The organism is Corynebacterium sp. c7Ub_26, from assembly GCF_053760365.1.
In genome coordinates, this window is record NZ_JBSNBL010000003.1 from 1 (window position 1) to 24,362 (window position 24,362).

Annotated in this window: 22 protein-coding genes, 4 tRNA genes and 1 riboswitch; of the genes, 12 read left to right on the top strand and 14 right to left on the bottom strand. The window is 55.5% G+C overall.

Annotated elements, in window-relative coordinates:
• Positions 1-173 precede the first annotated feature (173 nt).
• Positions 174-1,451 (bottom strand): UDP-N-acetylglucosamine 1-carboxyvinyltransferase, encoded by a 1,278-nt coding sequence (murA, locus tag ACWORE_RS05775; protein WP_455303332.1) that lies wholly within the window; start codon positions 1,449-1,451, stop codon positions 174-176.
• 187 nt (positions 1,452-1,638) lie between these two features.
• Between murA and ACWORE_RS05780 the strand changes: the two genes are divergently transcribed.
• The gene (locus ACWORE_RS05780) at positions 1,639-2,238 is read left to right on the top strand and encodes a cob(I)yrinic acid a,c-diamide adenosyltransferase (protein ID WP_455303126.1); all 600 of its coding nucleotides are present in this window, start codon (positions 1,639-1,641) and stop codon (positions 2,236-2,238) included.
• 46 nt (positions 2,239-2,284) lie between these two features.
• Here the strand turns inward: ACWORE_RS05780 and ramA are convergent, their stop codons facing one another.
• The 3 genes from ramA to ACWORE_RS05795 form a co-directional block, all read right to left on the bottom strand.
• A complete protein-coding gene (gene ramA / locus ACWORE_RS05785) occupies positions 2,285-3,124 on the bottom strand; it encodes an acetate metabolism transcriptional regulator RamA (protein WP_296137375.1) in 840 nt (279 codons plus the stop codon).
• A gap of 566 nt (positions 3,125-3,690) precedes the next feature.
• Positions 3,691-4,251: a DUF2505 family protein gene (locus ACWORE_RS05790; protein ID WP_455303127.1), complete on the bottom strand. Its 561-nt coding sequence runs from the start codon at positions 4,249-4,251 to the stop codon at positions 3,691-3,693.
• 70 nt (positions 4,252-4,321) lie between these two features.
• Positions 4,322-5,197 (bottom strand): enoyl-CoA hydratase-related protein, encoded by an 876-nt coding sequence (locus ACWORE_RS05795; RefSeq protein WP_296137371.1) that lies wholly within the window; start codon positions 5,195-5,197, stop codon positions 4,322-4,324.
• A gap of 378 nt (positions 5,198-5,575) precedes the next feature.
• Between ACWORE_RS05795 and cysK the strand changes: the two genes are divergently transcribed.
• Both cysK and epsC read left to right on the top strand, forming a co-directional pair.
• The gene (cysK, locus tag ACWORE_RS05800) at positions 5,576-6,514 is read left to right on the top strand and encodes a cysteine synthase A (RefSeq protein ID WP_455303128.1); all 939 of its coding nucleotides are present in this window, start codon (positions 5,576-5,578) and stop codon (positions 6,512-6,514) included.
• Between the two features lie 127 nt (positions 6,515-6,641).
• The gene (gene epsC, locus ACWORE_RS05805) at positions 6,642-7,262 is read left to right on the top strand and encodes a serine O-acetyltransferase EpsC (RefSeq protein ID WP_455303129.1); all 621 of its coding nucleotides are present in this window, start codon (positions 6,642-6,644) and stop codon (positions 7,260-7,262) included.
• Between the two features lie 42 nt (positions 7,263-7,304).
• Here the strand turns inward: epsC and ACWORE_RS05810 are convergent, their stop codons facing one another.
• From ACWORE_RS05810 to ACWORE_RS05835, 6 genes are all read right to left on the bottom strand, one after another.
• On the bottom strand, positions 7,305-7,607 hold the full coding sequence (locus ACWORE_RS05810) for a GNAT family N-acetyltransferase (protein WP_296137364.1): 303 nt from the start codon (positions 7,605-7,607) through the stop codon (positions 7,305-7,307).
• Positions 7,608-7,675: 68 nt separating this feature from the next.
• A tRNA-Phe gene (locus ACWORE_RS05815) sits at positions 7,676-7,748 on the bottom strand.
• A 146-nt stretch (positions 7,749-7,894) separates the two neighbouring features.
• Positions 7,895-8,707 carry an ABC transporter ATP-binding protein gene (locus ACWORE_RS05820; protein ID WP_296137363.1) on the bottom strand — a complete coding sequence of 271 codons (813 nt, stop codon included), beginning with the start codon at positions 8,705-8,707 and terminating at the stop codon, positions 7,895-7,897.
• Positions 8,700-9,737: a FecCD family ABC transporter permease gene (locus ACWORE_RS05825; protein WP_455303130.1), complete on the bottom strand. Its 1,038-nt coding sequence runs from the start codon at positions 9,735-9,737 to the stop codon at positions 8,700-8,702. Before ACWORE_RS05825 ends, ACWORE_RS05820 begins: the two co-directional genes overlap by 8 nt.
• Positions 9,734-10,957, bottom strand: a complete 1,224-nt coding sequence (locus tag ACWORE_RS05830) for an ABC transporter substrate-binding protein (RefSeq protein WP_406605598.1) — start codon at positions 10,955-10,957, stop codon at positions 9,734-9,736. Before ACWORE_RS05830 ends, ACWORE_RS05825 begins: the two co-directional genes overlap by 4 nt.
• A 69-nt stretch (positions 10,958-11,026) precedes the next feature.
• Positions 11,027-11,095: riboswitch (cobalamin riboswitch) on the bottom strand.
• Between the two features lie 197 nt (positions 11,096-11,292).
• Positions 11,293-11,366: transfer RNA gene (locus tag ACWORE_RS05835), tRNA-Asp, on the bottom strand.
• Between the two features lie 321 nt (positions 11,367-11,687).
• Here ACWORE_RS05835 and ACWORE_RS05840 point away from each other — a divergent pair.
• The 3 genes from ACWORE_RS05840 to ACWORE_RS05850 all read left to right on the top strand — a co-directional run bounded on the left by ACWORE_RS05840 (position 11,688) and on the right by ACWORE_RS05850 (position 15,143).
• The gene (locus ACWORE_RS05840; RefSeq protein ID WP_455303131.1) at positions 11,688-13,163 is read left to right on the top strand and encodes an MFS transporter; all 1,476 of its coding nucleotides are present in this window, start codon (positions 11,688-11,690) and stop codon (positions 13,161-13,163) included.
• Positions 13,163-14,248, top strand: a complete 1,086-nt coding sequence (locus ACWORE_RS05845; RefSeq protein WP_296137352.1) for a glycerophosphodiester phosphodiesterase family protein — start codon at positions 13,163-13,165, stop codon at positions 14,246-14,248. Before ACWORE_RS05840 ends, ACWORE_RS05845 begins: the two co-directional genes overlap by 1 nt.
• A gap of 454 nt (positions 14,249-14,702) precedes the next feature.
• The gene (locus ACWORE_RS05850) at positions 14,703-15,143 is read left to right on the top strand and encodes a hypothetical protein (protein ID WP_455303132.1); all 441 of its coding nucleotides are present in this window, start codon (positions 14,703-14,705) and stop codon (positions 15,141-15,143) included.
• A gap of 193 nt (positions 15,144-15,336) precedes the next feature.
• Here ACWORE_RS05850 and ACWORE_RS05855 read toward each other — a convergent pair.
• Positions 15,337-15,409: transfer RNA gene (locus tag ACWORE_RS05855), tRNA-Glu, on the bottom strand.
• A 205-nt stretch (positions 15,410-15,614) separates the two neighbouring features.
• Here ACWORE_RS05855 and ACWORE_RS05860 point away from each other — a divergent pair.
• The 4 genes from ACWORE_RS05860 to ACWORE_RS05875 all read left to right on the top strand — a co-directional run bounded on the left by ACWORE_RS05860 (position 15,615) and on the right by ACWORE_RS05875 (position 18,906).
• Positions 15,615-16,427 (top strand): ABC transporter ATP-binding protein, encoded by an 813-nt coding sequence (locus tag ACWORE_RS05860; RefSeq protein WP_455303133.1) that lies wholly within the window; start codon positions 15,615-15,617, stop codon positions 16,425-16,427.
• A complete protein-coding gene (locus tag ACWORE_RS05865) occupies positions 16,424-17,074 on the top strand; it encodes an ABC transporter permease (RefSeq protein ID WP_455303134.1) in 651 nt (216 codons plus the stop codon). The genes ACWORE_RS05860 and ACWORE_RS05865 overlap by 4 nt, the downstream gene beginning before the upstream one ends.
• Positions 17,071-17,733 (top strand): ABC transporter permease, encoded by a 663-nt coding sequence (locus ACWORE_RS05870; RefSeq protein WP_455303135.1) that lies wholly within the window; start codon positions 17,071-17,073, stop codon positions 17,731-17,733. Before ACWORE_RS05865 ends, ACWORE_RS05870 begins: the two co-directional genes overlap by 4 nt.
• A gap of 105 nt (positions 17,734-17,838) precedes the next feature.
• A complete protein-coding gene (locus ACWORE_RS05875) occupies positions 17,839-18,906 on the top strand; it encodes an ABC transporter substrate-binding protein (protein ID WP_455303136.1) in 1,068 nt (355 codons plus the stop codon).
• Between the two features lie 44 nt (positions 18,907-18,950).
• Here ACWORE_RS05875 and ACWORE_RS05880 read toward each other — a convergent pair.
• A tRNA-Lys gene (locus ACWORE_RS05880) sits at positions 18,951-19,023 on the bottom strand.
• A gap of 157 nt (positions 19,024-19,180) precedes the next feature.
• Positions 19,181-20,695 (bottom strand): acetyl-CoA hydrolase/transferase family protein, encoded by a 1,515-nt coding sequence (locus ACWORE_RS05885; RefSeq protein WP_455303137.1) that lies wholly within the window; start codon positions 20,693-20,695, stop codon positions 19,181-19,183.
• A gap of 322 nt (positions 20,696-21,017) precedes the next feature.
• Between ACWORE_RS05885 and dusB the strand changes: the two genes are divergently transcribed.
• Together dusB and phoU are read left to right on the top strand one after the other, a co-directional pair.
• Positions 21,018-22,121, top strand: coding sequence for a tRNA dihydrouridine synthase DusB (dusB, locus tag ACWORE_RS05890; protein WP_455303333.1), 1,104 nt, complete (start codon positions 21,018-21,020; stop codon positions 22,119-22,121).
• A gap of 75 nt (positions 22,122-22,196) precedes the next feature.
• The gene (phoU, locus tag ACWORE_RS05895) at positions 22,197-22,931 is read left to right on the top strand and encodes a phosphate signaling complex protein PhoU (protein ID WP_296137337.1); all 735 of its coding nucleotides are present in this window, start codon (positions 22,197-22,199) and stop codon (positions 22,929-22,931) included.
• Here phoU and ACWORE_RS05900 read toward each other — a convergent pair.
• On the bottom strand, positions 22,928-24,361 hold the full coding sequence (locus tag ACWORE_RS05900; RefSeq protein ID WP_455303138.1) for an MFS transporter: 1,434 nt from the start codon (positions 24,359-24,361) through the stop codon (positions 22,928-22,930). The two genes, phoU and ACWORE_RS05900, sit on opposite strands and share 4 nt — an antisense overlap.
• Position 24,362: the final 1 nt, after the last annotated feature.

Consider the following 24,362-nt stretch of genomic DNA (forward strand, 5'->3'; position numbering starts at 1 on the left):
CAAAACAAAAAAGGGACCGCACACGCGACCCCTTCCCGACCGTTACGACGTCGGCAATCTAGTTGACCCCAGTAGTGCTCAGTGAAAATCGCCCTTGGGAGAGACCATGCAGTAGGTCTACAAGGGAACGCTCCACGTGCCTACCGAGTATCGCGCTGCAGGTGCACAAAGCATCACTCCGCAGAGTCGTGGTGGGCACGCTCGATGGTCGCTCCCAGCTCCGTCAACGTCTCCACAAAGTCCGGGTAACCGCGGTCTATGTGATAAACGTCGTTGACTTCGGTCATGCCGTCGGCACATAAACCGGCCAAAACAAGCCCGGCACCTGCGCGAATGTCGGAGCTCCATACCGGGGCAGACGACAATTGTTCCACCCCTCGGATCATGACGTGGTGGCCGTCGATGTAGGCGTCGGCACCAAGGCGGGTCATTTCATCAACAAACCGGAAACGCGACTCGAAGACATTCTCGGTGATCACCGAGGTCCCCTCCGACACTGAACACAACGCAATCGCCATCGGTTGGAGGTCCGTCGGAAAGCCGGGAAAAGGCAACGTCTGGTAATCGACAGCCTTCGGGCGGTGGTTCTGTACAACGCGGAACCCCGTCGCATAGGTCTCTACCTCGGCGCCCGCACCCTTGACTTTCTCCAGAACAAGGTGGAGGAAAGAGGGATCAATTCCGCCGACGGTGATATTTCCCTGAGTAATAGCAGCGGCATATGCCCAGGTACCCGCGACAATCCGGTCGCCGATTACCTCGTGGCGAACCGGGTCCAGCCGAGGAACCCCCTCGACCGTGATCGTGTTCGAGCCAGCCCCCGAAATCTTCGCGCCCATTTCTGAGAGCATCGTGCACAAATCCACGATCTCAGGCTCGCGAGCAGCGTTATCCAGAACGGTGGTGCCCTCCGCCAACACCGCGGCCGTCAAAATATTCTCCGTCGCACCAACCGAAGGGAAATCGAGTTTAATCGACGCACCATGCAAACTTTCAGCTTCAGATACGACACAACCATGCTCGATTTTCGTCGTCGCACCCAGCTTTTCGAGACCACTTTGGTGCATGTCCAACGGGCGCGACCCGATCGCATCTCCCCCTGGCAAGGCAACCACCGCACGGTGACTACGAGCAGTCAACGGCCCGAGCACACACACCGACGCGCGGAACTTACGCACAGCGTCGAAATCTGCGTCACTCGTCACGTGCTCTGGAACCGTGATGTAAACCGTCGGCCCATCCAGAACCACTCGGCACCCTAACCCCCGCAGGACGTCAGCCATATAAGGAACGTCGGCGATCTCGGGGCAATTGGTCAGCACCGTCGTGCCCTCGGCCAACAACGCGGCCCCCATCAACTTAAGGACACTGTTCTTCGCCCCCGCCACACGAACCTGCCCTTGCAAACGGGCTCCACCAGTTACCTTGAAACTATCGTTTCGGGATTTCACGTCACTCACACTTACAGGTTAAACAAGCATGATCGGGAATGCGCAGAAACCCGTCTTAGCAGCGCGGTTATCAAAAATATTCGTGGAGTATTTCTTGCCGACTGGACGAAACCGTTCATGGGCGACGGGGCTATATAAAGCAGGCGAATGGGGACCACGTAGACCGGCTCGGACGTAACATAAAATCATGAGCGTCCATCTCACCCGCATCTACACACGAACCGGCGACGACGGAACCACCGGACTGTCCGACTTTTCGCGCGTCAGCAAAAACGACCCACGGCTTGTCGCATATTCGACGTGCGACGAGGCGAACACCATCATCGGCATGGCTCTCGCAGCTGAAAATAGCGCCGAGAAGTCGCAACTTCCCGACGCTGTACAATCCGCGCTCGCCATTATTCAGAACGAACTTTTCGACGCGGGGGCCGATCTTTCAACGCCCGTCGTCGAGGATCCGAAATACCCCCCGCTTCGGCTTGAGCAAGGCTACATCGACCGCCTCGAGAAATGGTGCGACGAATTTAATGAAGACTTGCCGAAACTCGATTCGTTCATACTGCCCGGGGGAACAATGACGTCGGCGTTCTTGCAGAACGCGCGAGCAGTAGTGCGGCGTGCGGAACGGGCGGCATGGGCAGCTGTGGAGGCCTATCCGGACACGACGTCGAAGCTGCCCGCCAAGTACCTCAACCGGCTCTCTGACCTGCTGTTTATTTTGTCGCGTGTGGCGAACGACGGAAACGACGTGAAATGGGTTGGCGGAGGCACACGCGACTCGTTGTAGACGCACCTGTAACGGTACAGGCGGTCTCAGCGTCCAGAGCTCTGTGTTACGGCAGGGCCCCAATGCGACGAGCAGCATTCACCGCTTCATAGCGGGTGTGCGCACCCAACTTACGCATCACCGAACGGAGATAGCTCTTCACGGTTTCCGCTCCGATGCCCATCTCTTCCGCGGCCTCCACGTTGGTGTGACCCAAGGCCACACAGGCCAAAACGTCCAGCTCACGTGCGGAAAGCTTAGTCGTTTGCTTTACCCGAACTGGCTGAACCATCTGATCACACAGCTGTTCAAGCTCTTGGCGGAGATCATCAGACTCAACCCGGTTCGCCAGCATCCGGAGCTTTGAGTGGGTAGAGCGAACCTGCTCCCACTCGGCACCGTTCATCAACCGGCCGCTCTTCCCGCCACCGCGGCTCGGGTCGGTGCGACGGAAAGCATCGCCGACAGCGAGATCCTGTTCAAGAGTGCGAGCAGTCATCGTGACTTCTTCGAGGACTTTGTCACCTAGGCGGACTGGTGAGTGAACGCCTGCATACAACACGCCGCGCAGGTCACGAGAGACGATGATCGGTACCGCAACCACGGAGTGCAGGCCCTCATCTTGAATGGCACGGTCGTGCTCGTGAGATATAACCTTTGCCCGGGTGTAATCACTCACACCGACCGGACGACGGGTCGTTACTACGCGACCGCCCACACCTGAACCGGCGTCAATGGAAAGATTGTGTAAAGCCGGTGTACGAAGCCCAACCCACGCGTTGATCTTAAGGCTGTTATCCCTCTCGATTGCGCCATACATAGTCACGGGAATTCCGGTGGCGTTCTTCAACGAGGCGAGAGCTCTCCGAACGGCTTCACCATCGTCTTTGTATCGTAGTGCGTCCACGACTACCCTCCTGGTATCCCCCACCGGGTTACACCCGATGGGGGCAAAAACACGCTTCGAGCTTCACTATAAAGCCACTAAATTGCCCTACAAAATGTAACCAGATGATTCAAACGATCATCGACGATCGTTTCACCGGCTATGAGCAGGGGTTTTCCACTGTGAGCAGGCTACGCGAGTGCGGAAAAATGTGAACTTTCTCTCACAGAGATAAATAAGATTTCTCATATTCTTTTAGCAGCAAAATTACGCACCGCTTTTTACCACCGCACCGATATCCGATCGCCAGCCGGCACATAAAAACCTATCTACCAGGACTTACAGTAAATATGTGCATACATCAAGGCATCCGGCTCATAAAAGGACACACGAAATGATGAACGCAACGAGCCACCAGAATGACGAAACGGCAACCGAAACCTCACAATAAGACGACGGAATGATAGCCCGCTATAAAGGGGGTTTAGCGCCGTCTAAAACCAAAAATTAAAACCTACGGTTCCGTTGTTTTTACCCCCTCTACCCCCATGCGTGTTGAGCGCGGTGTTTTCATCATCCCAGCACACCTACTGCCCCCACGTCTGGATGGCCAGATCATTTATCCGCTCAATCGTCCTATCCAAGGAGGAGCCGAGACTCGAGACGACGCTTTTTTCGAGTTTCCGCCCCACGACAGGAATACGAGACTTCGCGATCGCCTTCGCCTCAACATGGCAACCGAGCGATTTTTCACCAACTTGATTAGTTTCACTCTGCTCAACCCCACCGGACGACGCAGAATAGCGAAACGTGATGCTCATCCGCCCAGTGTTCCCCGGTAGCGACGCTTCACTTTCAATGCGGAATGAGTTATTTTCCAACGGAAAGACCGTACTCGACTGCGTCATGCGCAGTGTTTTCGGCTTGGCGCCCTCGCCAGCATCCTCCGGCGGCTGCATGACCTGTTCAGCCGTCGCCTCAGAGAACACTGAGCCGTCGTCGCGATGTTCATAGTGCGAGTCAACGATTGTTACCGGCCGCTCGGACGTGCCACCACTTCGCAGTAGAAATTCCTCGCTACAGCAAATTTCGTACACGCGGTCAATCGGCTGAGCAAAGTCACGTTGTTCCGTCTTCGACGCACTCATACGTGTCATTCTTTCATGAAGTCACACTGGCATGCCGAACACACTGGCACGGATGCACTAGCAGCAATTTCTACTGGTTGTGCTGCCATTTCGCCGGGCGTTTTTCAGCGAAGGCCGACATCCCCTCCTTCTGGTCAGCAGTGGCGAACAGGCTGTAGAAGCTTTCTCTCTCCGCACGAAGCCCCTCGGACAACGTCGTCTCAAAGGCTCGATCCACAGCATTCGTCGCGGCGCGAAGAGCTGTAGCGCTGAAACCAGCGACGGTTTTCGCAACCTCGTAAACATCTTCGGTGAACGAGTCAGCGGGAAATACCCGGGAGACCAAGCCGCAGCGTTCAGCTTCGTCGGCACTCATCGGCCGACCCGTTAGCACCAAATCCATCGCCTTCGCTTTACCGATTGCCCTAGTTAAACGCTGAGTACCACCGAGGCCGGGAATAATTCCGAGCGTGATTTCCGGCTGCCCGAAGCGCGCGGTTTCCGAGGCCAACACAACGTCGCCGGTCATGGCCAGTTCGCACCCGCCCCCCAGCGCGTACCCCGACACCGCGGTAATGATTGGCGTATCAACCTCGCGCAGGCGATCGAGCTCGCCGAACATCCGTCGTTCCCTGATCTCAGGAAAGGTGCGGTCCTTCATCTCTTTAATGTCTGCGCCCGCGGCGAAAGCCTTCTCAGATCCGGTTATGACAATCACGCCGACGGATGGATCGGTATCCAAACTCTCAACGGCATCCACCAAGTCACGCACTAACGTCGCATTGAGCGCATTGAGCGCGCGTGGACGATTCAGCGCCACCGTCGCTACGCGATCGTCCTGTGACACCAGCACCGTCTCGTATTCAGCCGAATCGGGCCGAACTGTCGATTCGCTCGCTTTATTTTCACTATTCTTTTCGTTCATCGTCGACGAGTCCTCCGCGTTGTTGCTCGCGTTACTAGCCATGTAATTTCCACCTCAGCGTTAGTACTCAGTGTTAATGACATGTTCGTCTCAACTGGATTTTTACGCCAGACCCCCATTCCAGATCTGTGGCCGTCCGAGCCTCGGCGATCCAGTCGAGGTCTGTGGGGACGATCCTAACGTGAGGTCCGGCCATACGGGACGAAACGCAGTTTTCGTTCTCAATAGGCGTTCGCGCGTTACAAACTCAGTGCACACTTGCACGTTACAGACCGATCTGTCTATTCATTTCGGGGAAGAGGGCGTAGACTGACGAACGGCGAGGGACTACAACTACGATCCCCTCAGCACGCAGCGAAAATAAGGTCTGTGGCCATTAGGCCAAGGACCGGTTAGAAATCACGAATTGGAGATTCACCCATGCCAAAAGTCTATGACAATGTTTCTGAACTCGTCGGCAACACGCCACTAGTTCGACTGAACACTCTCACCAAGGACCTTGACACAGAGGTCCTCGTGAAGCTGGAGTACTACAACCCCGCAAACTCGGTGAAGGACCGCATCGGTGCAGCAATCATCGACGCAACCGAAGCCGATGGTTCCCTCAAACCCGGCGGCACCATTATTGAAGCAACATCCGGAAACACCGGCATCGCCCTGGCTATGGTCGGTGCCGCACGCGGCTACAAAGTAGTGCTCACCATGCCGGAATCCATGTCGAAAGAGCGCCGCGCACTCCTCCGCGCACTCGGTGCAGAACTCGTCCTCACCCCGCCCCCATCAGGCATGCAGGGTGCCGTCGACAAGGCTCAAGAACTAGCCGATAGCACCGAAAACTCCATCTTGGCGTCTCAGTTCACCAACCCGGCCAACCCCAAGAAGCACTACGACACTACCGGGCCTGAGATCTGGAACGACACCGACGGAAACGTCGACGTTGTCGTTGCCGGTGTCGGCACTGGCGGCACCATTACCGGCGTCGGCAAGTACCTGAAAGAACAAAAGAGCGACGTCAAAGTTGTTGGTGTCGAGCCATCCGATTCTCCGCTGCTCTCTGAGGGCCGCGCGGGGTCTCACAAGATCCAGGGAATCGGAACCAACTTCTACCCTGAGACGCTTGACCGCGACATCCTGGACAATGTGTTGACCGTCAGCTTTGAGGACGCCGTTTCGACGGCACAGGCGGCGGCTGCGAAGGAAGGTATCCTCGGCGGGATTTCCTCCGGCGGTAACATCTGGGCTGCGCTTCAGGAAGCGAAGAAGCCGGAAAACAAGGGCAAGACCATTGTGACTGTGGTGTGCGACTTCGGTGAGCGCTACATTTCCACGCCGCTGTTCGAAGGTCTTCGCGACGACTAAAGCTGGCTATTTCCGACGGCTGAAGACGGCTAAACCTGCCGGCTGATCCCGACCACTGAGGAGGCCGCGCGGGCGGATGGACACCCTCCATCTGCCCGTTTTGTTCATAACAGGTACTCTTCTTGGCATGCTCGGTTCGATCATCACAACCCTCAAAGAGGATCTGCGCAACGCACGCGAACATGACCCTGCAGCCAGAGGCGACGCGGAAAACGCCTTGGTCTACTCAGGTCTTCACGCGATTTGGGCGTACCGAGTAGCACACTGTTGGTGGGAACGCGGCTGGAAAGGCCCTGCCCGCATACTCTCGCAATTCACCCGATTTATGACAGGAATCGAGATCCACCCCGGCGCGACGATTGGACGCAGGTTTTTCATCGACCACGGGATGGGCGTTGTCATCGGCGAAACTGCCGAAATTGGCAGCGGCGTCATGCTCTATCACGGCGTGACTCTGGGCGGTCAGGTGCTTACACAAACCAAGCGTCACCCCACCGTGGGCGACAACGTCACCATCGGCGCTGGTGCGAAGGTGCTCGGGCCGATCACGATCGGTGACAATACGTCGATCGGCGCGAACGCCGTTGTGACGAAAGATATCCCGGCAAACTGCATCGCCGTCGGAATCCCCGCAACGTGCAGGCGACGCAAGGAATGCGAGTGCACCAAGCTGGTTGACCCCGACAAATACGTCACGAGTGCTCACAACCCGCTCAAGGGTGGATCTAAAAAGTCAGACGCTTCATAGACGCTTCACAGGAGCTGGTGGACGAGTGGGCCAACGTCGCAGCTAGTCCACGACTAGGTCGGCGTAATCATGATTCTTGGACACAAAGTGGGCAACGGCGGAACACGTCGGGATGATATGCATGCCGGCTTCTCTAGTCTCATCGAGAGCTGACTTAATAAGCTTGGACGACAGCCCCTGGCCGCGGAACTCGGGATGCACCACAGTGTGGTGGAAATCCCGCACGTCCCCAGTGGCTGTGGGAGCGTACTCGGCGAATCCTGCTATCTCACCGTCGACTTCAATGATGAAACGGTGACGATCAGCTTCATGCTTAACGTGGGCATTGACATCGTTATCTGACATAAGCCCACTCTAGACGGATTAAACGAAGGAAACCCCTACTCCACACAACGGTGTAGTAGGGGGGGATGTGGCCAGAGCCGGGATCGAACCGGCGACCTTTCACTTTTCAGGCGAACGCTCTGCCGACTGAGCTATCTGGCCACCACGTCAGCCCAGGTAAACCGGGCTTCACGCACGAGACGATACTTTACCTGTCGTCTGAGAAGGAACGCAAATAGGCCCACACCCTGCATGTACAACGCCTACAAGGCCGCACAGGGGGTGCACAGTCGACGGAATCTGGCTACTCAACCAGCGTTAGTCGTCGCCGAGTGGAACTCAAGATTAATCCCATCCGGAGTTTCCCACACGCGCGATTCCACATCGAAGTGCCGCTCAATGACCTCTTCGGTGAAAACATCGCGCGGCGGTCCCGCAGCAACAGGGTCCCCACCATCCAAAACAATGACGTAATCACAAAACTTCGCGGCTAGGTTCAAGTCGTGGAGGACCACGACGGTCACCAAACTCGAGCTCGACACGTACCCCATCAGCTGCAGTTGAGCACTGATATCAAGGTGGTTCGTCGGCTCATCAAGCAGGATCACATCAGGCTGTGTCGCCAGAGCGCGCGCGAGATGCACACGCTGCTGCTCACCGCCTGATAGATGGACGAAGCGCCGATCAAGCAGGTCATGCACTCCCACCTCTCGTGCCGACGCCACCACCATGTCGCGGTCGCTTTGGCGCATCCCGAGCACACCGAGATACGGCGTTCGCCCCAACGCGATAACATCCCGGACGGTGACGTCGGCACTAGCCACGTTGTGTTGCGCGACAAAAGCCATCCGACGTGCGCGAATCTTCCGCGGGATCACATCCCAATCTTCACCATCAATCGTGACGTGCCCGGAATGTGGCGCCAGGCCGGCGATAGCACGCAACAAAGTGGTCTTGCCTGACCCATTACGCCCGACTATTCCGACCGTGTCACCTGAACGGGCCTCGAATGACACGTTATTCACTGGAGGAACGCGGGAGCTCACGTCGGAAACAACAAACGACACCGACTGGTCCGTGTTCGTGGCGTGATTAGTTGCTGCATCATGGTTGTTAGACATGAGTACGCCTCCCCCTCCCCTGCTTGACTAACAGAGTGATGAACAACGGGACCCCCACGAGGGCCGTGATGACGCCCACGGGAATCTCGACAGGCGCAGCCACCGTTCTGCCCAGGGCGTCGACCCAGACCAACAGAATGGCACCCAGAGCAGCAGAGACAGGAAGCACCCGGCGGTGACCGGTTCCCACAATCAGCCGAGCGGCATGCGGAAGGACCAGGCCGACGAAACCAATCGCCCCGGAACTGGACACGATCGTCGCGGCTAAAAGGGAGGCGACGCCGATAACCACCATGCGGACGCGCTTGACGTTGATGCCCAGTGACGCCGCGCTATCGGCGCCGAAAGTGAAGGCGTCCAGTGCCGTCGAATGACAAAAGAGCACCACGAAGCTGACCGCGAAAATGGCAGCGCTGAGAGCAACCGTCTGCCAGGATGAACTCGCCAATGAGCCCAGCATCCAGAACAACACTCCGCGCGTGGTGTTTGCGTCGGCTGAAAACATGATGAGGAAGCTGGTGAGCGCGGAGAAGAGCTGAGTAATGGCAACGCCCGCGAGAATAATGTTGTGGTTACCATTCCCCGCCGCCCAGGCGAGGAGAAGGACGAGCGAAAACGCTGCTAGTGCTCCTGCGAAAGCTCCCGATGCCATCACAAACGACGCCGCCGTCGAGGCAGTCAGAACGACCACTACGGCCCCAGCCGAGGCTCCGGAACTGATACCAAGCAGGTAGGGGTCGGCCAAACCATTGCGTAGCAAAGACTGCAGCACGGCACCGCATATGGCGAGCGCAGCACCTGCCACTGCAGCCAGCAACGCACGTGGCATACGCAATTCCCAAATCGCGTTCTGCTCTAAAAGAGTGACCCCTTCGGGCGTCGAACTAAGTCCTAGTTTGAAAGCGACAACTCGCCATGCATCGGTCATCGAACCACTCAATGGCCCCAACGTTATAGAAAACAAAATTGAGACAAAAAGAGCTACCAGCGATGCACTAACGAGAATCCAGAGTTTGACTGTCGACGTCACTCTTCTTTATTCCCCTGCTCTGACGGAGAATTGTCCTCTGAGGAGCCCTGACCATCATTCTTATTGCCATCGGCGAGAGCATGAGCAACCTTTTCCATGCCATCAACAGTGCGAATTCCAGGGTTGAGATCACCACCGGCAACCACAATCAAATGGTCATTCTTCACTGCCTTCATATTCTTCGTGACCGGATTATTTTTAAGGAATTTGATCTTTTCCTTAGCGGTCTCAGCAGTTTGCTGCTTACGGGTGAGGTCTCCCACAACGAGATAATCGGGGTCTTTCGCTGCTATGGCTTCCCACCCAATTTGTGGCCATTCTTCCGAGTTATCCTCAAACACATTCTTGAGCCCGAGCTGGTCCGCAATAATCTGGGGCGCGCCTTTACCGCCTGCCATGTACGGGCTTTCTGAATTGGCAAACCAAAAGGCTATAGACGTCCCGGACGGAATGTCTTTACTTGAAGAGCTGAGGTTGGCAATGCGGTCCTCTAACTTCTTCTGAAGGCCATCACCTGCGGCTTTGTCACCCATGATCTCGGCGAGATCGTGGATATCTGTATAGATATCAGACATCCGGAGTTTTTCTTTCCGACCACCGTCGCCATTATCACCCGGCTTATCCGACTTCGTGCATTCCGTGTGATCGAGATATGCCGGTACACCGACCTTCTTATAGCTCTCGTAACTTCCGGAACCACTATCAGCCAACGTTTGCGCAAATGTCGCGGCTACAAAATCCGGATTTTGGTCAAGAACTGTCTCCATTGAGGCGTTGTTATCGGACAAACGTTTGATCTTGTCATTCTGAGCCTTGAGATTATCCAAAATAGGATCGGTCCAGGTCGCTGTACCAACAACTCGATCACCGAAGCCCATTGACAATAATTCCTCGGTCACACCCTGGTTTAAAGCAACGACGCGTTCAGGTTTTTGCTTAATCTCTAAATCCCGGCCGCAATTCTTCAGGGTAACCGGATAGTCTCCCGATTGATCCCCTTTCGACGAAGCGCTATCCGATGCTGACTTTTCTGCATCATTTGAGGATTCATTTCCCGACTGACAACCGGTCACTCCCAGCATCGTTACCGACGCGAGAATAGCGACGCTCAACCCGCGTTTCCGTGTTATTCGGCGGTTGCGTGTTGATTGGCTTGCCAGGGTTGAAGTCCTCCACGAATGGTCGGGACCTGTGTGGGAAAAGAGTGAGAAACCGCGCATGGAAAAACTATCCTCTCTACCTAAACGCGAGATATCGAAGCTCACGGATAGCCTTCCAAGGCAAAACACGGTATCCGGACTTAACGCAAAATAGCGTGTCACCGTTGCGCGTCAGTTGCAGATTTTCACTGCATTCCCCGCGTTTCCCAGTTTGATGGCTATCCGTCTACAGGTAGCTTACGGTAGAGCTTCCCAACTACCCATTTATGCAGGAGAAACACGGCAGTACTGGGGGATCAAATTCGGCCCCTACAACGGCGGCCTCTACGACAGCGATGCTGCTGGTCCCCCGGAATGCGAAAACGGCCGGACATGAAGTCCGGCCGAAATAAATGCGACCCTGACGGGACTTGAACCCGCGACCTCCGCCGTGACAGGGCGGCGCGCTAACCAACTGCGCCACAGGGCCATCAACACTTCTATTAATAGAGTGCCGATTGTGTTGAGTAGCTCTCTCGGGGAGCCGCTCGAACGTGTTAGAACTCTACACAGAACACAGAATGTCCACAAATCACCACGTCAAGGGCGTTTTCTGTAAGAAAACAGCGCGAAAAAATGCTCTAAACCGTCGCGGGGCCACCGGAGGGCCCCGAAACCTACGCAACCGTCACTTAAGGATGAGGGTTTTATCCCCATTCGGGGGATATACGGGCCTGTCTGACCTCGACCGATGCGACGGTTACCAATTGATAATATTCTTTAGGGTCCCAGCAACCGCATAATATTTGGCGTGTCACAAGAGAAAACTGCGCGCCAATTATCCTTCCGCGTGCTTCCACCACAACCCCTGCTGCCCGCAGACGAAATCGCCTATAAATATCCTCGGCTCCGTCTGCAAGTATTCATGGGGATATTCATAGGATATGCAGGCTTTTACCTGGTCCGAAACAACATTTCGCCGGTCGCCGCACTGATCAAGAACGACGGCATCCTCGATACGGTCGCCATCGGCATTATTGCCAACGCCGTCTATATCTCGTACGGCCTCTCCAAGTTCATGATGGCCACGCTGTCTGACCGCGCGAACGCACGACTGTTCATGCCACTCGGCCTCGCACTGTCAGGCATCACCAACATCCTTTTGGGAACCATCCCCGCCCTCCATGCCACGGTGGCCATCTTCACTCTCGTCATGTTCATCAACGGGTGGTTCCAGGGCATGGGTTGGCCTCCGTCCGGCCGCGCCCTCGTCCATTGGTTTTCGACGACAGAGCGCGGGTGGAAAACGGCAATTTGGAACTGCGCTCACAACGTGGGCGGTGCTGGCGTCGGTATCTCGATCGCATGGGCATTGTCCATCACAGGAAATCAATGGCAATCAGCGTTTTGGCTTCCAGGCATTATCTCACTCATCTTTGCTCTCATCGCTTTCCTATTAATTAGGGACACCCCGGAATCCGAAGGCCTCCCTCCCATCGAGGAGTACCGGAACGATCCGGCCAAAACCGACGCAATCGACGACAGCGAGATCGCGAACCAGTCGACCTTCACCATCATTTGGCGCCACATTTTAACCAATCGCGTTATGGTGCTCCTAGCTCTGGCCAACATCTTTATCTACGTTCTACGTTACGGAATCCTCAGCTGGACGCCTGTGTATCTCCACGACATCCACGGCGCTAGTCTCAACGGCTCGATCGCCGGATTCTCGACCTTCGAAATTGCCGGAATTATTGGCACCCTCATATGTGGCTGGGTCACCGATAAGATATTCCGCGGATATCGCACAAGCACCGGGATCCTCTTCCTCGGTGCGGTTGCTCTGTGCACCCTTGCTTACTGGCTCGTCCCCCATAACTCCCCCTTGTGGATTCCTTTGCTGTTAGTCAGCCTCATCGGCGGACTTATCTACGGACCTGTCATGCTGATCGGACTCCAAGCCATCGATCTCGCCCCACGAAATATTGCGGGCACAGCGGCTGGATTCACCGGGCTCATGGGATACGTCGTTGGTGCAACGCTTGCCTCCACAGGAATCGGCTTTATCATCAAGCACTGGGGATGGAATGTCACTTTCATCTTCCTGCTGGTCTGCGCCTTCATCGCAATTGCTCTTATTGCCGGCGTCGGCAAGGATGAAAAATTGCTGATGGAGCATCATTCCACGGTCAACGCGACCCCGGCGGACGCGACCGACAAAACTGAGACAACCGAGGCAACCACCAACAGCACCACCACACAGAGTAACGGCGAAGGAGCCAAGTAATGAGAACTCCCCGGGCACGGATTTACACCGCAGCACTTCTGCTTACAGCCGTCGGGTCGCTTGCAGCATGCAGCAGCTCTGACAACGACAATGACACCTCCAGCGCCACGTCGGCAACATCAGACTCGACGACACAGTCCGCAGAGAAGACCAGCGGAAACCACGTCGATCTCGCAAGTTTTGACCTTCAGGCGCACCGCGGTGGCCGTGGTGAGAACACCGAAGAATCCAAACAAGCTTTTGAAACAGCGATCGATGAAGGCGCGCGCACTCTCGAAATGGACATTGTCCTTACGAAGGACGGCGTGCCGGCGGTGTGGCACGATCCGAAAATTGAGGACGAGAAATGCTCTGACACCCAACCCGCCACGCCTGATGATCCGCAATTCCCGTACGTCGGCAAAAATGTTCATGATCTGACGTGGGATCAGATCAGCACGCTGAAGTGTGACAAAAAGCTAGCTGATTTTCCCGACCAGAAGGTGGCCCCCGATAACCACATTCTGAAGCTCAACGACGTTTTTGGCCTCGTTAAAGAAAAAGGGGCCGACGTCCGCTACAACATTGAAACGAAGATTGAGGCGGATAAGCGAGAAGTCTCCGCAACACCGGAAGAATTCGTCTCAGCCATCATGGGGGTTGTCGACCAATACAGCGTCCGTGACAAAGTGACCATCCAAAGTTTCGACTGGCGGTCACTCAAAATCCTGAAAGAACAGCAGCCCGACGTCACCTTAGCCGCGTTGTACGACGAGACCACGTGGAAAAAAGATTCACCGTGGCTAGCCGATTACACCTACGAGAAGTATGACGGTGATGCCCTCAAGGCGATCCAGGCGCTCGGGGCTCAGATCACGTCGCCTGGCTATGCGCAGCCCTACGACACGAAGGTTGGCGACAAGGACTTCCACCCCGTCGCAGACCGCGACTATGTAGAAAAAGCGCACGGAATGAATATCAAAGTTCTCCCTTGGACAGTCAACGATAAAGAGACCATCAAGTACTTTATCGATAATGCAGGCGTCGACGGGCTTATCACCGATTACCCGAAACGAGGAATGGAGGTCCTTAAAGAGCTCTCGTAGATAGATCCACCATGTATTCGCCCGGCTGCTGTTTGCCGGGCGTTTACTAATTACTGGCAGCTCAGGCTGCAATGGGGGTTAACGGCCACTCGCGGCTAGCGGGACCGACTTAGACACGGCCAAGTACCTTCGCCCGGAACGACACTGGAATTAAGTTCGATATACTTAGCCTAGTAACACACTCAGGGTAGCGGTGGCTGCCCGTCACGGACGAGATGAAGTGAACTAGATGTCCTCTTCGAAGACAATCTTATATCTCACTGTGATCGGCGGCGTGGTCGGTATTGTCGCTTGCATCCCGTATGTCTTTGGTGTCGTTCCGAAAGAAGTCGGAGGAATTAGCCTACTTCTGGGAGGTATCTATTCCATTGAGTTCAATAGAATTCGGAAAAGGTCATAAACGCAGGTCCAGCCTGTTAGCGACCAGGATTTCGATATCCGGAGGGTACTGATTGTGTTTGACTACATCCCCGAGAAACATGATCTCGACTCTCGCTATGTTGATTTCAAAGAAGTAAAAAGAACGAAATCCCGTGCTTACAAATTTGCAGTGTGGAGCTCATGCCTCGGCGGACATAATTTCTTTTTAGGACAATGGTTAGTCGGAGTACTCCATTTCCTCTTTACCGCGGCTTTAGCCCCCATTTATGTGTTTATGGACTGGCAAACCCTCCTGGCCACAATCATCATCGATGTCATGTGGTGTTATTACGGGGTCAAGAAAATCGCCGTATCCGACGAAGACGATCCCATGTATTCGGGACACACTCCTAAATGGTTCTTTCCCCTCATGGTGATTCACATGAACACTACTATCTGGGATGTTGATTTCTGGGCTCGAAAACGTAAAAAGGCGAAGAAAGAGAGCTCAAGCAAAGAAGACGCCCAGGGATAGACCGTGTTGTACCAGCGAGTCGTGTTGAGCGCGGGCTTTACGGATCACAAAAGCGCTTTACGAAGCTTATACGCCGACCGGGGAGTGGACGGCCTGTTTAGGATGTAGCCAAAATGTAGTCAAGCGGGCCGAAGATCCTGCCTTGACAAACGAAAAATACCCCCTGACCTGCAATAGCAGGTTGGGGGCGCTGTACTCTCAACGGGGTTCGAACCCGTGTTGCCGCCGTGAAAGGGCGGAGTCCTAGGCCACTAGACGATGAGAGCACGCGCTACAGAGTTCTCTGCAGCAGCTGCTACAGACTACGTTAACCACCTAAAATTCACAAAATCGCCTGGTAAGCCACCTCTTTTTCGGCCACTTCCTCAACACCACCTCAACCCCAGAAGAACCACTCTCCCCCCACTACCTCCCGGCCCCGGTACGTCGAATTCTGATAGCCTCGATACTATTGCTGAGGAGGCCTAATAATTGATTACCTTCGATCACGTATCCAAGACCTACCCAGATGGCTCAACCGCCGTCCACGATTTCTCACTGGTCATACCGTCACATCACATCGTGTCACTCGTCGGCACATCCGGCTCAGGGAAAACGACGTTAATACGCATGGTTAACCGCATGACCGAGCCCACGAGCGGCCAAGTCTGCATCGACGGTCACAACGTCATGGACGAGTCCGCCGTCGACCTCCGGCGTCGAATTGGGTACGTCATGCAATCTGGCGGGCTCATGCCCCACAAGACAGTCGAAGCGAACATTGCCGTCGTACCGACGCTCCAAGGCACACCTCGTCGCGAGGCCCGGAAAAACGCTCGAAAGATTATGGGGCGCGTGGGGCTCGATCCAGCCTTAGCCAAGCGATACCCCCACCAGCTCTCTGGCGGTCAGCAGCAGAGGGTTGGTGTGGCACGGGCCCTTGCATCAAATCCGAACATTCTGCTCATGGATGAGCCCTTCGGAGCTGTTGATCCGATCGTCCGTCGGGACTTGCAAGACGAGCTCCTGCGCCTCCAACAAGAATTGGGGAAAACGATCCTCTTTGTGACCCACGACATCGACGAAGCATTTCGGCTTAGCGACTCGGTCGTTATTCTCGAAAAAGGTGGAGTGATATCGCAACATGGATCACCTTCCGAGATAATGACCAACCCAAAGAATGACTTCGTTGCATCGTTTACTGGAGCAAGCAATACAAATAGGAGATTGACAACGCGAACAGTCAATGGACAAACAGTTGCTGTTGATTCCTATGGAAGAAGCGTGGGAGTTCTTACCTCATGAATTGGGTGATCACCAATTGGGAGGATATTGCGGAATTAACGCGCCAACACCTTGAATTAGCGCTGCCCCCGATTCTTTTCTCACTACTTATTGCCATTCCAATAGGGCGCTATGCATTTTCCCACCCTCTGTTCGGTAGGCCATTGCTAAATGCGGCCTCTCTCATGTACGCAGTGCCTTCCTTACCACTTATCATTACAATTCCGATCATCATTGGCACACCATTGCGATCAAACCTCACGATGATCACCGTGCTCACGGTCTATGGTGTGGCGTTACTTGTCCGCACCGCGGCCGACGCATTCGCCTCCGTCGATGCACACACTCGGGACGCGGCACTCGCCCTCGGGCACTCCCCCCGCACAATCCTCTGGAGAGTCGATCTACCGCTGGCTATTCCCGTCATCGCGTCGGGGCTCCGCGTTGTCGCGTCCTCCACGATTGGCCTGGTCACCATCGGCGCACTCGTCGGTATCCCTAGTTTGGGCTCACTGCTCACCGACGGTTTTCAGCGCGGCATAACAGCAGAAGTCACTGCAGGTATCGTCGCCACGATTATCGTTGCCCTCGTCATCGACGCCATCATTCAAGGTCTTACCTGGCTACTCACCCCATGGAGCCACGCATCGGGTGGCGCATCATCATGAACTATTTTATTGACGCCCTAAGCTGGGCTTTTTCGGCAGATCATTGGTCAGGAACTAATTCGATCACACAGCGATTGATTGAACACCTATGGTTCACGCTAATGATTGTTGCTATTTCTTCTGTATTAGCAATACCAACGGGAATAGTCATTGGCCATATTCGACGAGGAGCTGGCCTCATTGGCGCGCTGACCGGAGCAGCACGCGCGATCCCTACGTTGGGACTGCTGACGCTATTCGGACTGTGGCTGGGAATCGGATTGAAAGCGCCCACCCTCGCGCTCATTGTTTTAGCTATTCCATCCTTATTGGCCGGAGCTTATTCTGGCGTGGAATCGATTTCGCCGGATATTCCGTCGGCAGCCCAAGCAATAGGAATGACGCCCTGGCAAGTCATCACTTCCGTCGAACTACCACTGGCATTGCCCGTCATTATGGGTGGAATTCGGGCGGCGACATTACAAGTCATCGCGACAGCAACGCTGGCGGCATACACCGCTGATATTGGGCTTGGGCGATTCCTGTTCGCAGGATTGAAATCGCGCGATTATTCCGAAATGTTGGGATCTTCACTTATTGTCATTGCGCTCGCAGTTGTCATTGATGCCGTCCTTGGGCGTGCTCAGAAATGGGCTGGGAATCGGTTCGGCGCTCATTAATCCTTACGGCAGAGCTAACGATAGCTATGTAGCTGCAACGATGCAGTGGATAAAAACTCCCACCCTGCAACACAAACTACAGACACCAAAGCTGGGACACTTACCATGACGATCAACCGGTTGGATTACGCACACACCGCATCACGCCGACCCCCGTTTCCCGCCAGCGACACAGTTCTTACAGGTATAAGACCGCGATCCCTGTCACAGTCACGATCACGATCTTTCACGATTATTGCGGCCATCGCCACCTCATGCCTTCTTATCCTCACGTTATCGTCGTGCGCGCGATCTAATCCTTTGTCCAGTGGGAGTGCTGATTCAGATACCGTCGTTATCGGTTCACAGGACTACTATTCGAATGAAATAATCGCCGAAATTTATGCTCAAGCGCTCGAAAAGAACGACATTAAGGTTGATAGACAATTTCGGATAGGACAGCGTGAGGTCTATATCCCAGAAATAGAGCACCAATCGATCGACCTTATCCCCGAATATTCGGGAAACTTACTCCAGTACTTCGAGAAAGAATCATCACACGGGGATGATGACGACGCGACAGCTGCGAAAGATCCTGACGACGTGTATCGCGACCTCGTTCACGCCACGCCACAGGGGCTTCACCTCCTCAACTACTCGCCCGCGTCGGACCAGGACACATACACCGTCACCCATGACTTTGCCCAGCGCTATCACCTTCACAGCGTCGGTGACCTTGCGCGCGTGCCGAAGTCGGTAAAATACGGAGGACCCTCAGAGGCTGAATCCCGCCCCTACGGGCCGAAGGGACTTAAAGCGGTGTACGGCGTCGATGTTGACTTCACCCCTATCGAAGATTCTGGCGGGCCGTTAACAGTCAAGGCGCTGACGGACGGAAAAATTCAGGTGGCGAATATCTTCAGCGCAGATCCAGCCATCAAGAAAAATAATCTCACTGTTCTCGATGACCCACAGCACCTGCTCCTCCCGTCAAATGTCGTTCCTCTTCCTAGTAAGAAGTTGAATAACTTTAAGGATGGCAAAGCAGAGGACATCATCAATTCAATAAGTAAAAAGATGACGACAGAGGACCTGGCGGGACTCAACAACGAAAGCGTCACCGATCAAAAACGGGCCGCGCGTATTGCAAAAGAATGGCTAGCTCACAACGACATCAGCGTGCAGAAGGACTAACGCGAATACCCCTCACCAGGCAATTCCGGTGAGGGGCGATGTTGTGGGCCCTGAGGGGCTCGAACCCTCGACCTGCGGATTAAAAGTCCGTAGCTCTACCAGCTGAGCTAAAGGCCCACACACATTCTGATTAAGCGCTAACTGCTGCCACCACCACGAAAGTAAACGGCAGCACTCAACACAATGTTTGAATGTGCGCTAGTCAGTATAGATCATGACAGCGGACACCTGGCAAACGGCCTGGAGAACCACCCAAGGCCGCCGCCACCGTCAACTACTTCTCCGGCATCATGGAGCCAGTCTCCATGAAACGAGTGTGGAAATTGAACGCCTCGTGGAGGTCATGAGGAGTGTGCAATCCGGATGCGTTCTTCTCTGCCCGCTCCACGTACTCCAACAGCGGCTCGCGGTAGTCCGGGTAGGCACAGTTCTCGATGATCTTCCGGGAGCGCTGCCGCGGAGCAAGTCCGCGCAGATCAGCCAGACCCTGCTCAGTAATGATCACGTCGAGGTCGTGCTCATTGTGGTCAACGTGCGAAACCATGGGCACGATGGCGGAGATAGCACCGCCCTTTGCGCGCGATGGCGACACGAAGCACGACACAAAGGCATTACGCGTGAAGTCACCGGATCCGCCGATGCCGTTCATCATCTTGGAGCCCGTGACGTGGGTGGAGTTGACGTTGCCGTAAATGTCGGCCTCAATCATTCCGTTACATGCAATCACGCCGAGGCGTCGTATAACTTCTGGGTGGTTGGAGATTTCCTGTGGGCGCAGAACAATCTTCTTGGCGTACTCAGCAGCATTTTCATTGACCCGGTGTGCGTATTCCGGCGACAGCGAGAATGCGGTTGCCGACGCCACCGTCATGGTGCCCTGGTCCATCAGGTCGATCATCCCGTCCTGGATAACCTCCGTGTAGGACGTGATGTGGTGGTACGGCCCTTCCAACAGGCCCGCGAGAACAGCGTTCGGAATGTTACCCACACCGGACTGCATCGGGAGCAGTTCCTTGGTCAGACGCCCAGCCTTGATCTCCCCGTCGAGGAAATCCAGCAGGTAGTTGGCGATCTTCTTGGAATCGTCGTCGATCGCCTTGAACGGGGAGTTACGGTCCGCAGCGTCGGTTTCGATGACTGCGATGACCTTGTCGACGTCGATATCAATGTAGGGGGTCCCGATGCGGTCGCCGGGGTCGGCGATCGGAATCGGCTGACGGTTAGGCAGCTGACCATAGCTCCAGATGTCATGCATATCTTCGAGGTCTTCGGACTGCCAGGAGTTGACCTCAATAATGATTTTCTTGGCATTACGCAGGTAGTTTGTCGAGTTACCGACGGACGACGACGGAATAATTGCCCCGTCTTCCTTAATACGCACCGCCTCAACGACGGCCACATCGGTCGCCCCGAAAAACCCCTGGTCCAGGAGCATTCCCGAGTGAGAGAGGTGAATGTCGCTGTAGTACGTGTCGCCAGCGTTGATCCGCTTACGAAGAGTCGGGTCAGATTGGTACGGCATGCGCCAGTTGATGCCGTTGACCTCGGCTAATGCACCGTCGAGCTCCGGAGCGGTCGATGCACCAGTCATCACATTGACTTTGAATTCTTCACCGCGGTCATGTGCCTCTTTGATCCGGCGGGCCAGGGCTTGAGGGAATTCTTTGGGATATCCGGCACCGGTGAATCCACTGAAACCGATCTGATCGCCGGGGTTGATCTTGGCGGCGGCTTCGTCGGCACTCATAATGAGGCCTTGCAACTTCGGGTTGGCTATCCGTCCTGACATATTTTCCTCCTGTGCTCCCGCCGAAATTCCTGGTCAATCGGGGGTTCTCTTTACATTCCACGTCCGTAATTTAGCGCGTCGTCGAGGGGCATCGCTCGGTGAGGCGCACCACGATCGTGGTGTGTTGTTACGTGTACCACTTTAGGTCAAGAGGAGGACAGAAACGGCAGTCTTAGCCCAGACTATTCCCCTAAATGGGTTCCCCCTTCCCTCGCTTGGTGTAAGATTCACACACGCTTACACTGGCACGGTGATTTCTGGATCCCGCGCACCCCTCCGAATCGGCCCATTTGAGCTATCGTCCCCCGTCGTTCTTGCACCCATGGCGGGGGTAACAAATGTGGCTTTTCGGTTGTTGTGTCGTGAACTCGAGATAGAAAAAACGGGGACGACGTCGGGGCTCTATGTCTGCGAGATGGTGACCGCGCGGGCACTGGTCGAGCGGAATGAGAAAACTCTGCACATGACGGAGTTCGCCCCCGAAGAGACGCCGCGCAGCATGCAGTTGTACACCACGGACCCGAAGTGGACGTACGAAACTGCTCGCATGATTGCCGACGATAACCTGGCCGACCATATTGACATGAATTTTGGATGCCCGGTGCCGAAGGTGACTCGACGAGGCGGCGGGGCTGCCCTGCCCTATAAGCGACGCCTGTTCGGCGAGATTGTCGCAGCGGCCGTCCGTGGTGTCGAGGGAACGACGATCCCGGTCACGGTCAAGATGCGGACGGGTATCGACGACGACCATCTGACGTTTTTGGACGCGGGTGCGATTGCCGCCGCGGAGGGCGCCCAGGCTGTGGCGTTACACGCGCGGACGGCAGCTCAGCGGTATTCGGGCACGGCGGACTGGAACCGCATCGGCGAGCTTAAGGAGCATTTGGCGGGTACGAGCGTGCCGGTGCTCGGCAATGGCGACATATTTAAGGCGACGGACGCCGCGGACATGATGGATCAGACGGGCTGCGACGGTGTGGTTGTGGGGCGCGGTTGTTTGGGCCGCCCCTGGTTGTTTGCGGAGCTATCGGCAGCCCTGCGCGGCGAGCCCCTCCCTGCTCAGCCCACCTTCGCGGAGGTATGTGATGTGATTCTGCGCCACACCCGCTTGTTGGCGGCTCACTCCGGGGAGTCCACCGCGTGCCGGGACATGCGGAAACACATGGGCTGGTATTTGCGCGGCTACCCTGCGGGATCGGACTTGCGTCAAAAGGTCACGCGCATCACGAGCATCAATGAGCTGGAAGAAATCCTGAATACGGTGGTGAGCGATCCGGCGTTGGCGTCGGCTCTTCCCGACGATGCCGACGGCCCTCGTGGCCGCCAAGGATCCGCGAAGGCGGTGACGCTGCCGGAGGGGTGGCTGGGTGATCCGGATGATCGTACTGTCCCCGCTGGTGCGGACATCATGCACTCGGGTGGCTAATTCTGGGCCGGCGCGAACCGCGTGGCCTTGGGTTAGCCAAGCATTGTTAGCCAATTTGTCCTAAACTAGGCCATCATGAGAGACGATTATCGGGAACACTTGGCGGAATTCGCCCATAATCTCATCGTCATGTGCGATTCGATTAAAGAGATGGCGTCGCATGCTTCCCGAGCGTTATTGAGCGCTGATCTCACTTCTGCAGAAGATGTGTTGACCAGCGTGGAGGACGTCGAAGAGCTTCGCGTGAAGTGCGAACAACAAGCTTTTCAGCTTCTGGCGTTGGAGAGCCCGGTGGCCCGGGATCTTCGCCGTGTGATTTCCGGCACGTACATTGTGGAAGATCTGTCACGAATGTCGGCGCTGATGGTGCACATCGCGAAGGTAACCCGCCGCCGCCACCCGGACTGTGCGGTTCCAGAATCCATGGTGCCGTATTTCTCCGAGATGGCGAAGCAGTGTTTGGACATCACGGCCACCTTGCACGACGTCCTGGTGTCCTACGATCCGGAGTTGGCATTGCAGTTGGCCCGCGACGACGACGCGATCGATGATCTCCACCACCACATTTTCGTCTTGACGACGCAGCGCGAGTGGCCATACACGACGACGAACGCCGTGGACGTCACCTTGCTATCGCGCTACTACGAGCGTTATTCCGATCACGCGGTCCAAATTGGTGCCCGCGTTATTTACTTGGCGACGGGTATGCGCCCGGAAGAGTACGTCGGAGGGAAAGATGAACGCGACCGCGAAGCCACGTTCACCCGCCACTTTGACGAGATCCAGCAACGCTATGGCGGAACGTTTTAGGATGCCCCATCGAGCGTCTCACCACGCCGCTTCTCTCTCCTGGTGAGATAACGATCGGACGCCACATAAACGACGAAGGCCACGGCGGTAATGCCTGCGAGGATCCACAGCACGGTGGCATATGCGTGGGCAGTGTGTCCTGAGCCCTGCGTCAGCCCGCTGAGGAATGTCGGTTCAATATCGATCAACTTAGCTGTGTACGCAATGCCGACGGGAATCGCGATGTTAATGGTCAGGTTGTAAAAACCGATGGCAACGCCCGTTTTCTCGGCTGGAATCTTCTTAATCGCTGAGGCCATCAGCGGTGCGTACATGAGCGCGAATCCGCTCCCGAAGAACATCATGGAAAGAATCAACAACCACAGGGATGTGTCGGAAATAATTGCGGGGATGACAAGGGCACCGCAAATTGAGGACAACGCAATAATGATGGCCGGCCGTGTTTTCAGAACCTTCGCGATAGCACCCGAAGCAGCTCCGACGGCGGTTGCGCAGGCGTAGCCCGGCGCGATCAACATGGATGCCGTATCGGTTCCCAACCCGTGCAGGATGGACACGATGAAGGGGAAGAAGAAAATGTACCCCAGCTGCACGGAATACAAGATGAGGACGACGACGAGTGCCCACACGTAGCGGCCGTTGAGGAAGAATTCTGGCCGGACAAGGGCTTTGTTGTTGATCTTGATGTACACCGCGAAGAGCGCAACCCCGATGACTGAAATGACAGCGTAGATCGGCTGGAACTCTTGCATGAAGATGACGGCGAATGTGGCGAAGACACCGATGAGAAAGAGACCAATGACATCCAGGTTGGCGCTGACTTTTTCATCATCGGGAACAGTTTTCGCGATGAAAGGCACTGCGAGGATTAGGGCCGCAGAGACCAAGAACATTGCGGTCCACGAGATGTACGTGGACACGAATCCGCTGGTGAGCACACCGATCAGCATGGCCAATTGGAACGCAGCGGTGGAAAATCCGAGGTACGTCTTCTGGTCTTTCGCGGAGATGTGCTTGGTGACGTAGATGACGTAGAGTGTCTCTGCTCCGGCCAATCCGGTGGTTTGGATAATTCGCCCGGTCAGCACCATCGGCCACGAGTGTTGGAAAACAAACCCGATGATGGACCCAATGACGGTCAGCCCGATCCCCACGTACAACAGCTTTTTGATGCTAAACGTATCGGCAAGCGCGGCATACACCACAGCGCCGATACCGATGACAATTCCTGCCAGTGTGGCTTGCAAGCTCACCGTCGTCGCAGAGAGGTGGAGGTCGTCGGCAATGGGCTTGGACATGAACTTAAAGCCGTTGTCAATGACCAAGCTGAATACGAAGGTAAATAAAATAACCGGAACGGCGGCTTTGGGGTTAAGTACCTTTTTGCCGGCCTTCTCCGGGGCGAGTGTTGCTGTTTCAGTATGTGCCATC

Excerpts from the sequence above, each read along its gene's own strand:
- phoU (WP_296137337.1), top strand. The coding sequence starts at position 22,197 with ATGAGAGACGATTATCGGGAACACTTGGCGGAATTCGCCCATAATCTC.
- cysK (WP_455303128.1), top strand. The coding sequence starts at position 5,576 with ATGCCAAAAGTCTATGACAATGTTTCTGAACTCGTCGGCAACACGCCA.
- ACWORE_RS05845 (WP_296137352.1), top strand. The coding sequence starts at position 13,163 with ATGAGAACTCCCCGGGCACGGATTTACACCGCAGCACTTCTGCTTACA.
- dusB (WP_455303333.1), top strand. The coding sequence starts at position 21,018 with ATGGCGGGGGTAACAAATGTGGCTTTTCGGTTGTTGTGTCGTGAACTC.
- ACWORE_RS05900 (WP_455303138.1), bottom strand. The coding sequence starts at position 24,361 with ATGGCACATACTGAAACAGCAACACTCGCCCCGGAGAAGGCCGGCAAA.
- ACWORE_RS05790 (WP_455303127.1), bottom strand. The coding sequence starts at position 4,251 with ATGAGTGCGTCGAAGACGGAACAACGTGACTTTGCTCAGCCGATTGAC.
- epsC (WP_455303129.1), top strand. The coding sequence starts at position 6,642 with ATGCTCGGTTCGATCATCACAACCCTCAAAGAGGATCTGCGCAACGCA.
- ACWORE_RS05780 (WP_455303126.1), top strand. The coding sequence starts at position 1,639 with ATGAGCGTCCATCTCACCCGCATCTACACACGAACCGGCGACGACGGA.
- ACWORE_RS05885 (WP_455303137.1), bottom strand. The coding sequence starts at position 20,695 with ATGTCAGGACGGATAGCCAACCCGAAGTTGCAAGGCCTCATTATGAGT.
- ACWORE_RS05875 (WP_455303136.1), top strand. The coding sequence starts at position 17,839 with ATGACGATCAACCGGTTGGATTACGCACACACCGCATCACGCCGACCC.
- ACWORE_RS05830 (WP_406605598.1), bottom strand. The coding sequence starts at position 10,957 with ATGCGCGGTTTCTCACTCTTTTCCCACACAGGTCCCGACCATTCGTGG.
- ACWORE_RS05870 (WP_455303135.1), top strand. The coding sequence starts at position 17,071 with ATGAACTATTTTATTGACGCCCTAAGCTGGGCTTTTTCGGCAGATCAT.
- ACWORE_RS05795 (WP_296137371.1), bottom strand. The coding sequence starts at position 5,197 with ATGGCTAGTAACGCGAGCAACAACGCGGAGGACTCGTCGACGATGAAC.
- ACWORE_RS05865 (WP_455303134.1), top strand. The coding sequence starts at position 16,424 with ATGAATTGGGTGATCACCAATTGGGAGGATATTGCGGAATTAACGCGC.
- ACWORE_RS05820 (WP_296137363.1), bottom strand. The coding sequence starts at position 8,707 with ATGTCTAACAACCATGATGCAGCAACTAATCACGCCACGAACACGGAC.
- ACWORE_RS05810 (WP_296137364.1), bottom strand. The coding sequence starts at position 7,607 with ATGTCAGATAACGATGTCAATGCCCACGTTAAGCATGAAGCTGATCGT.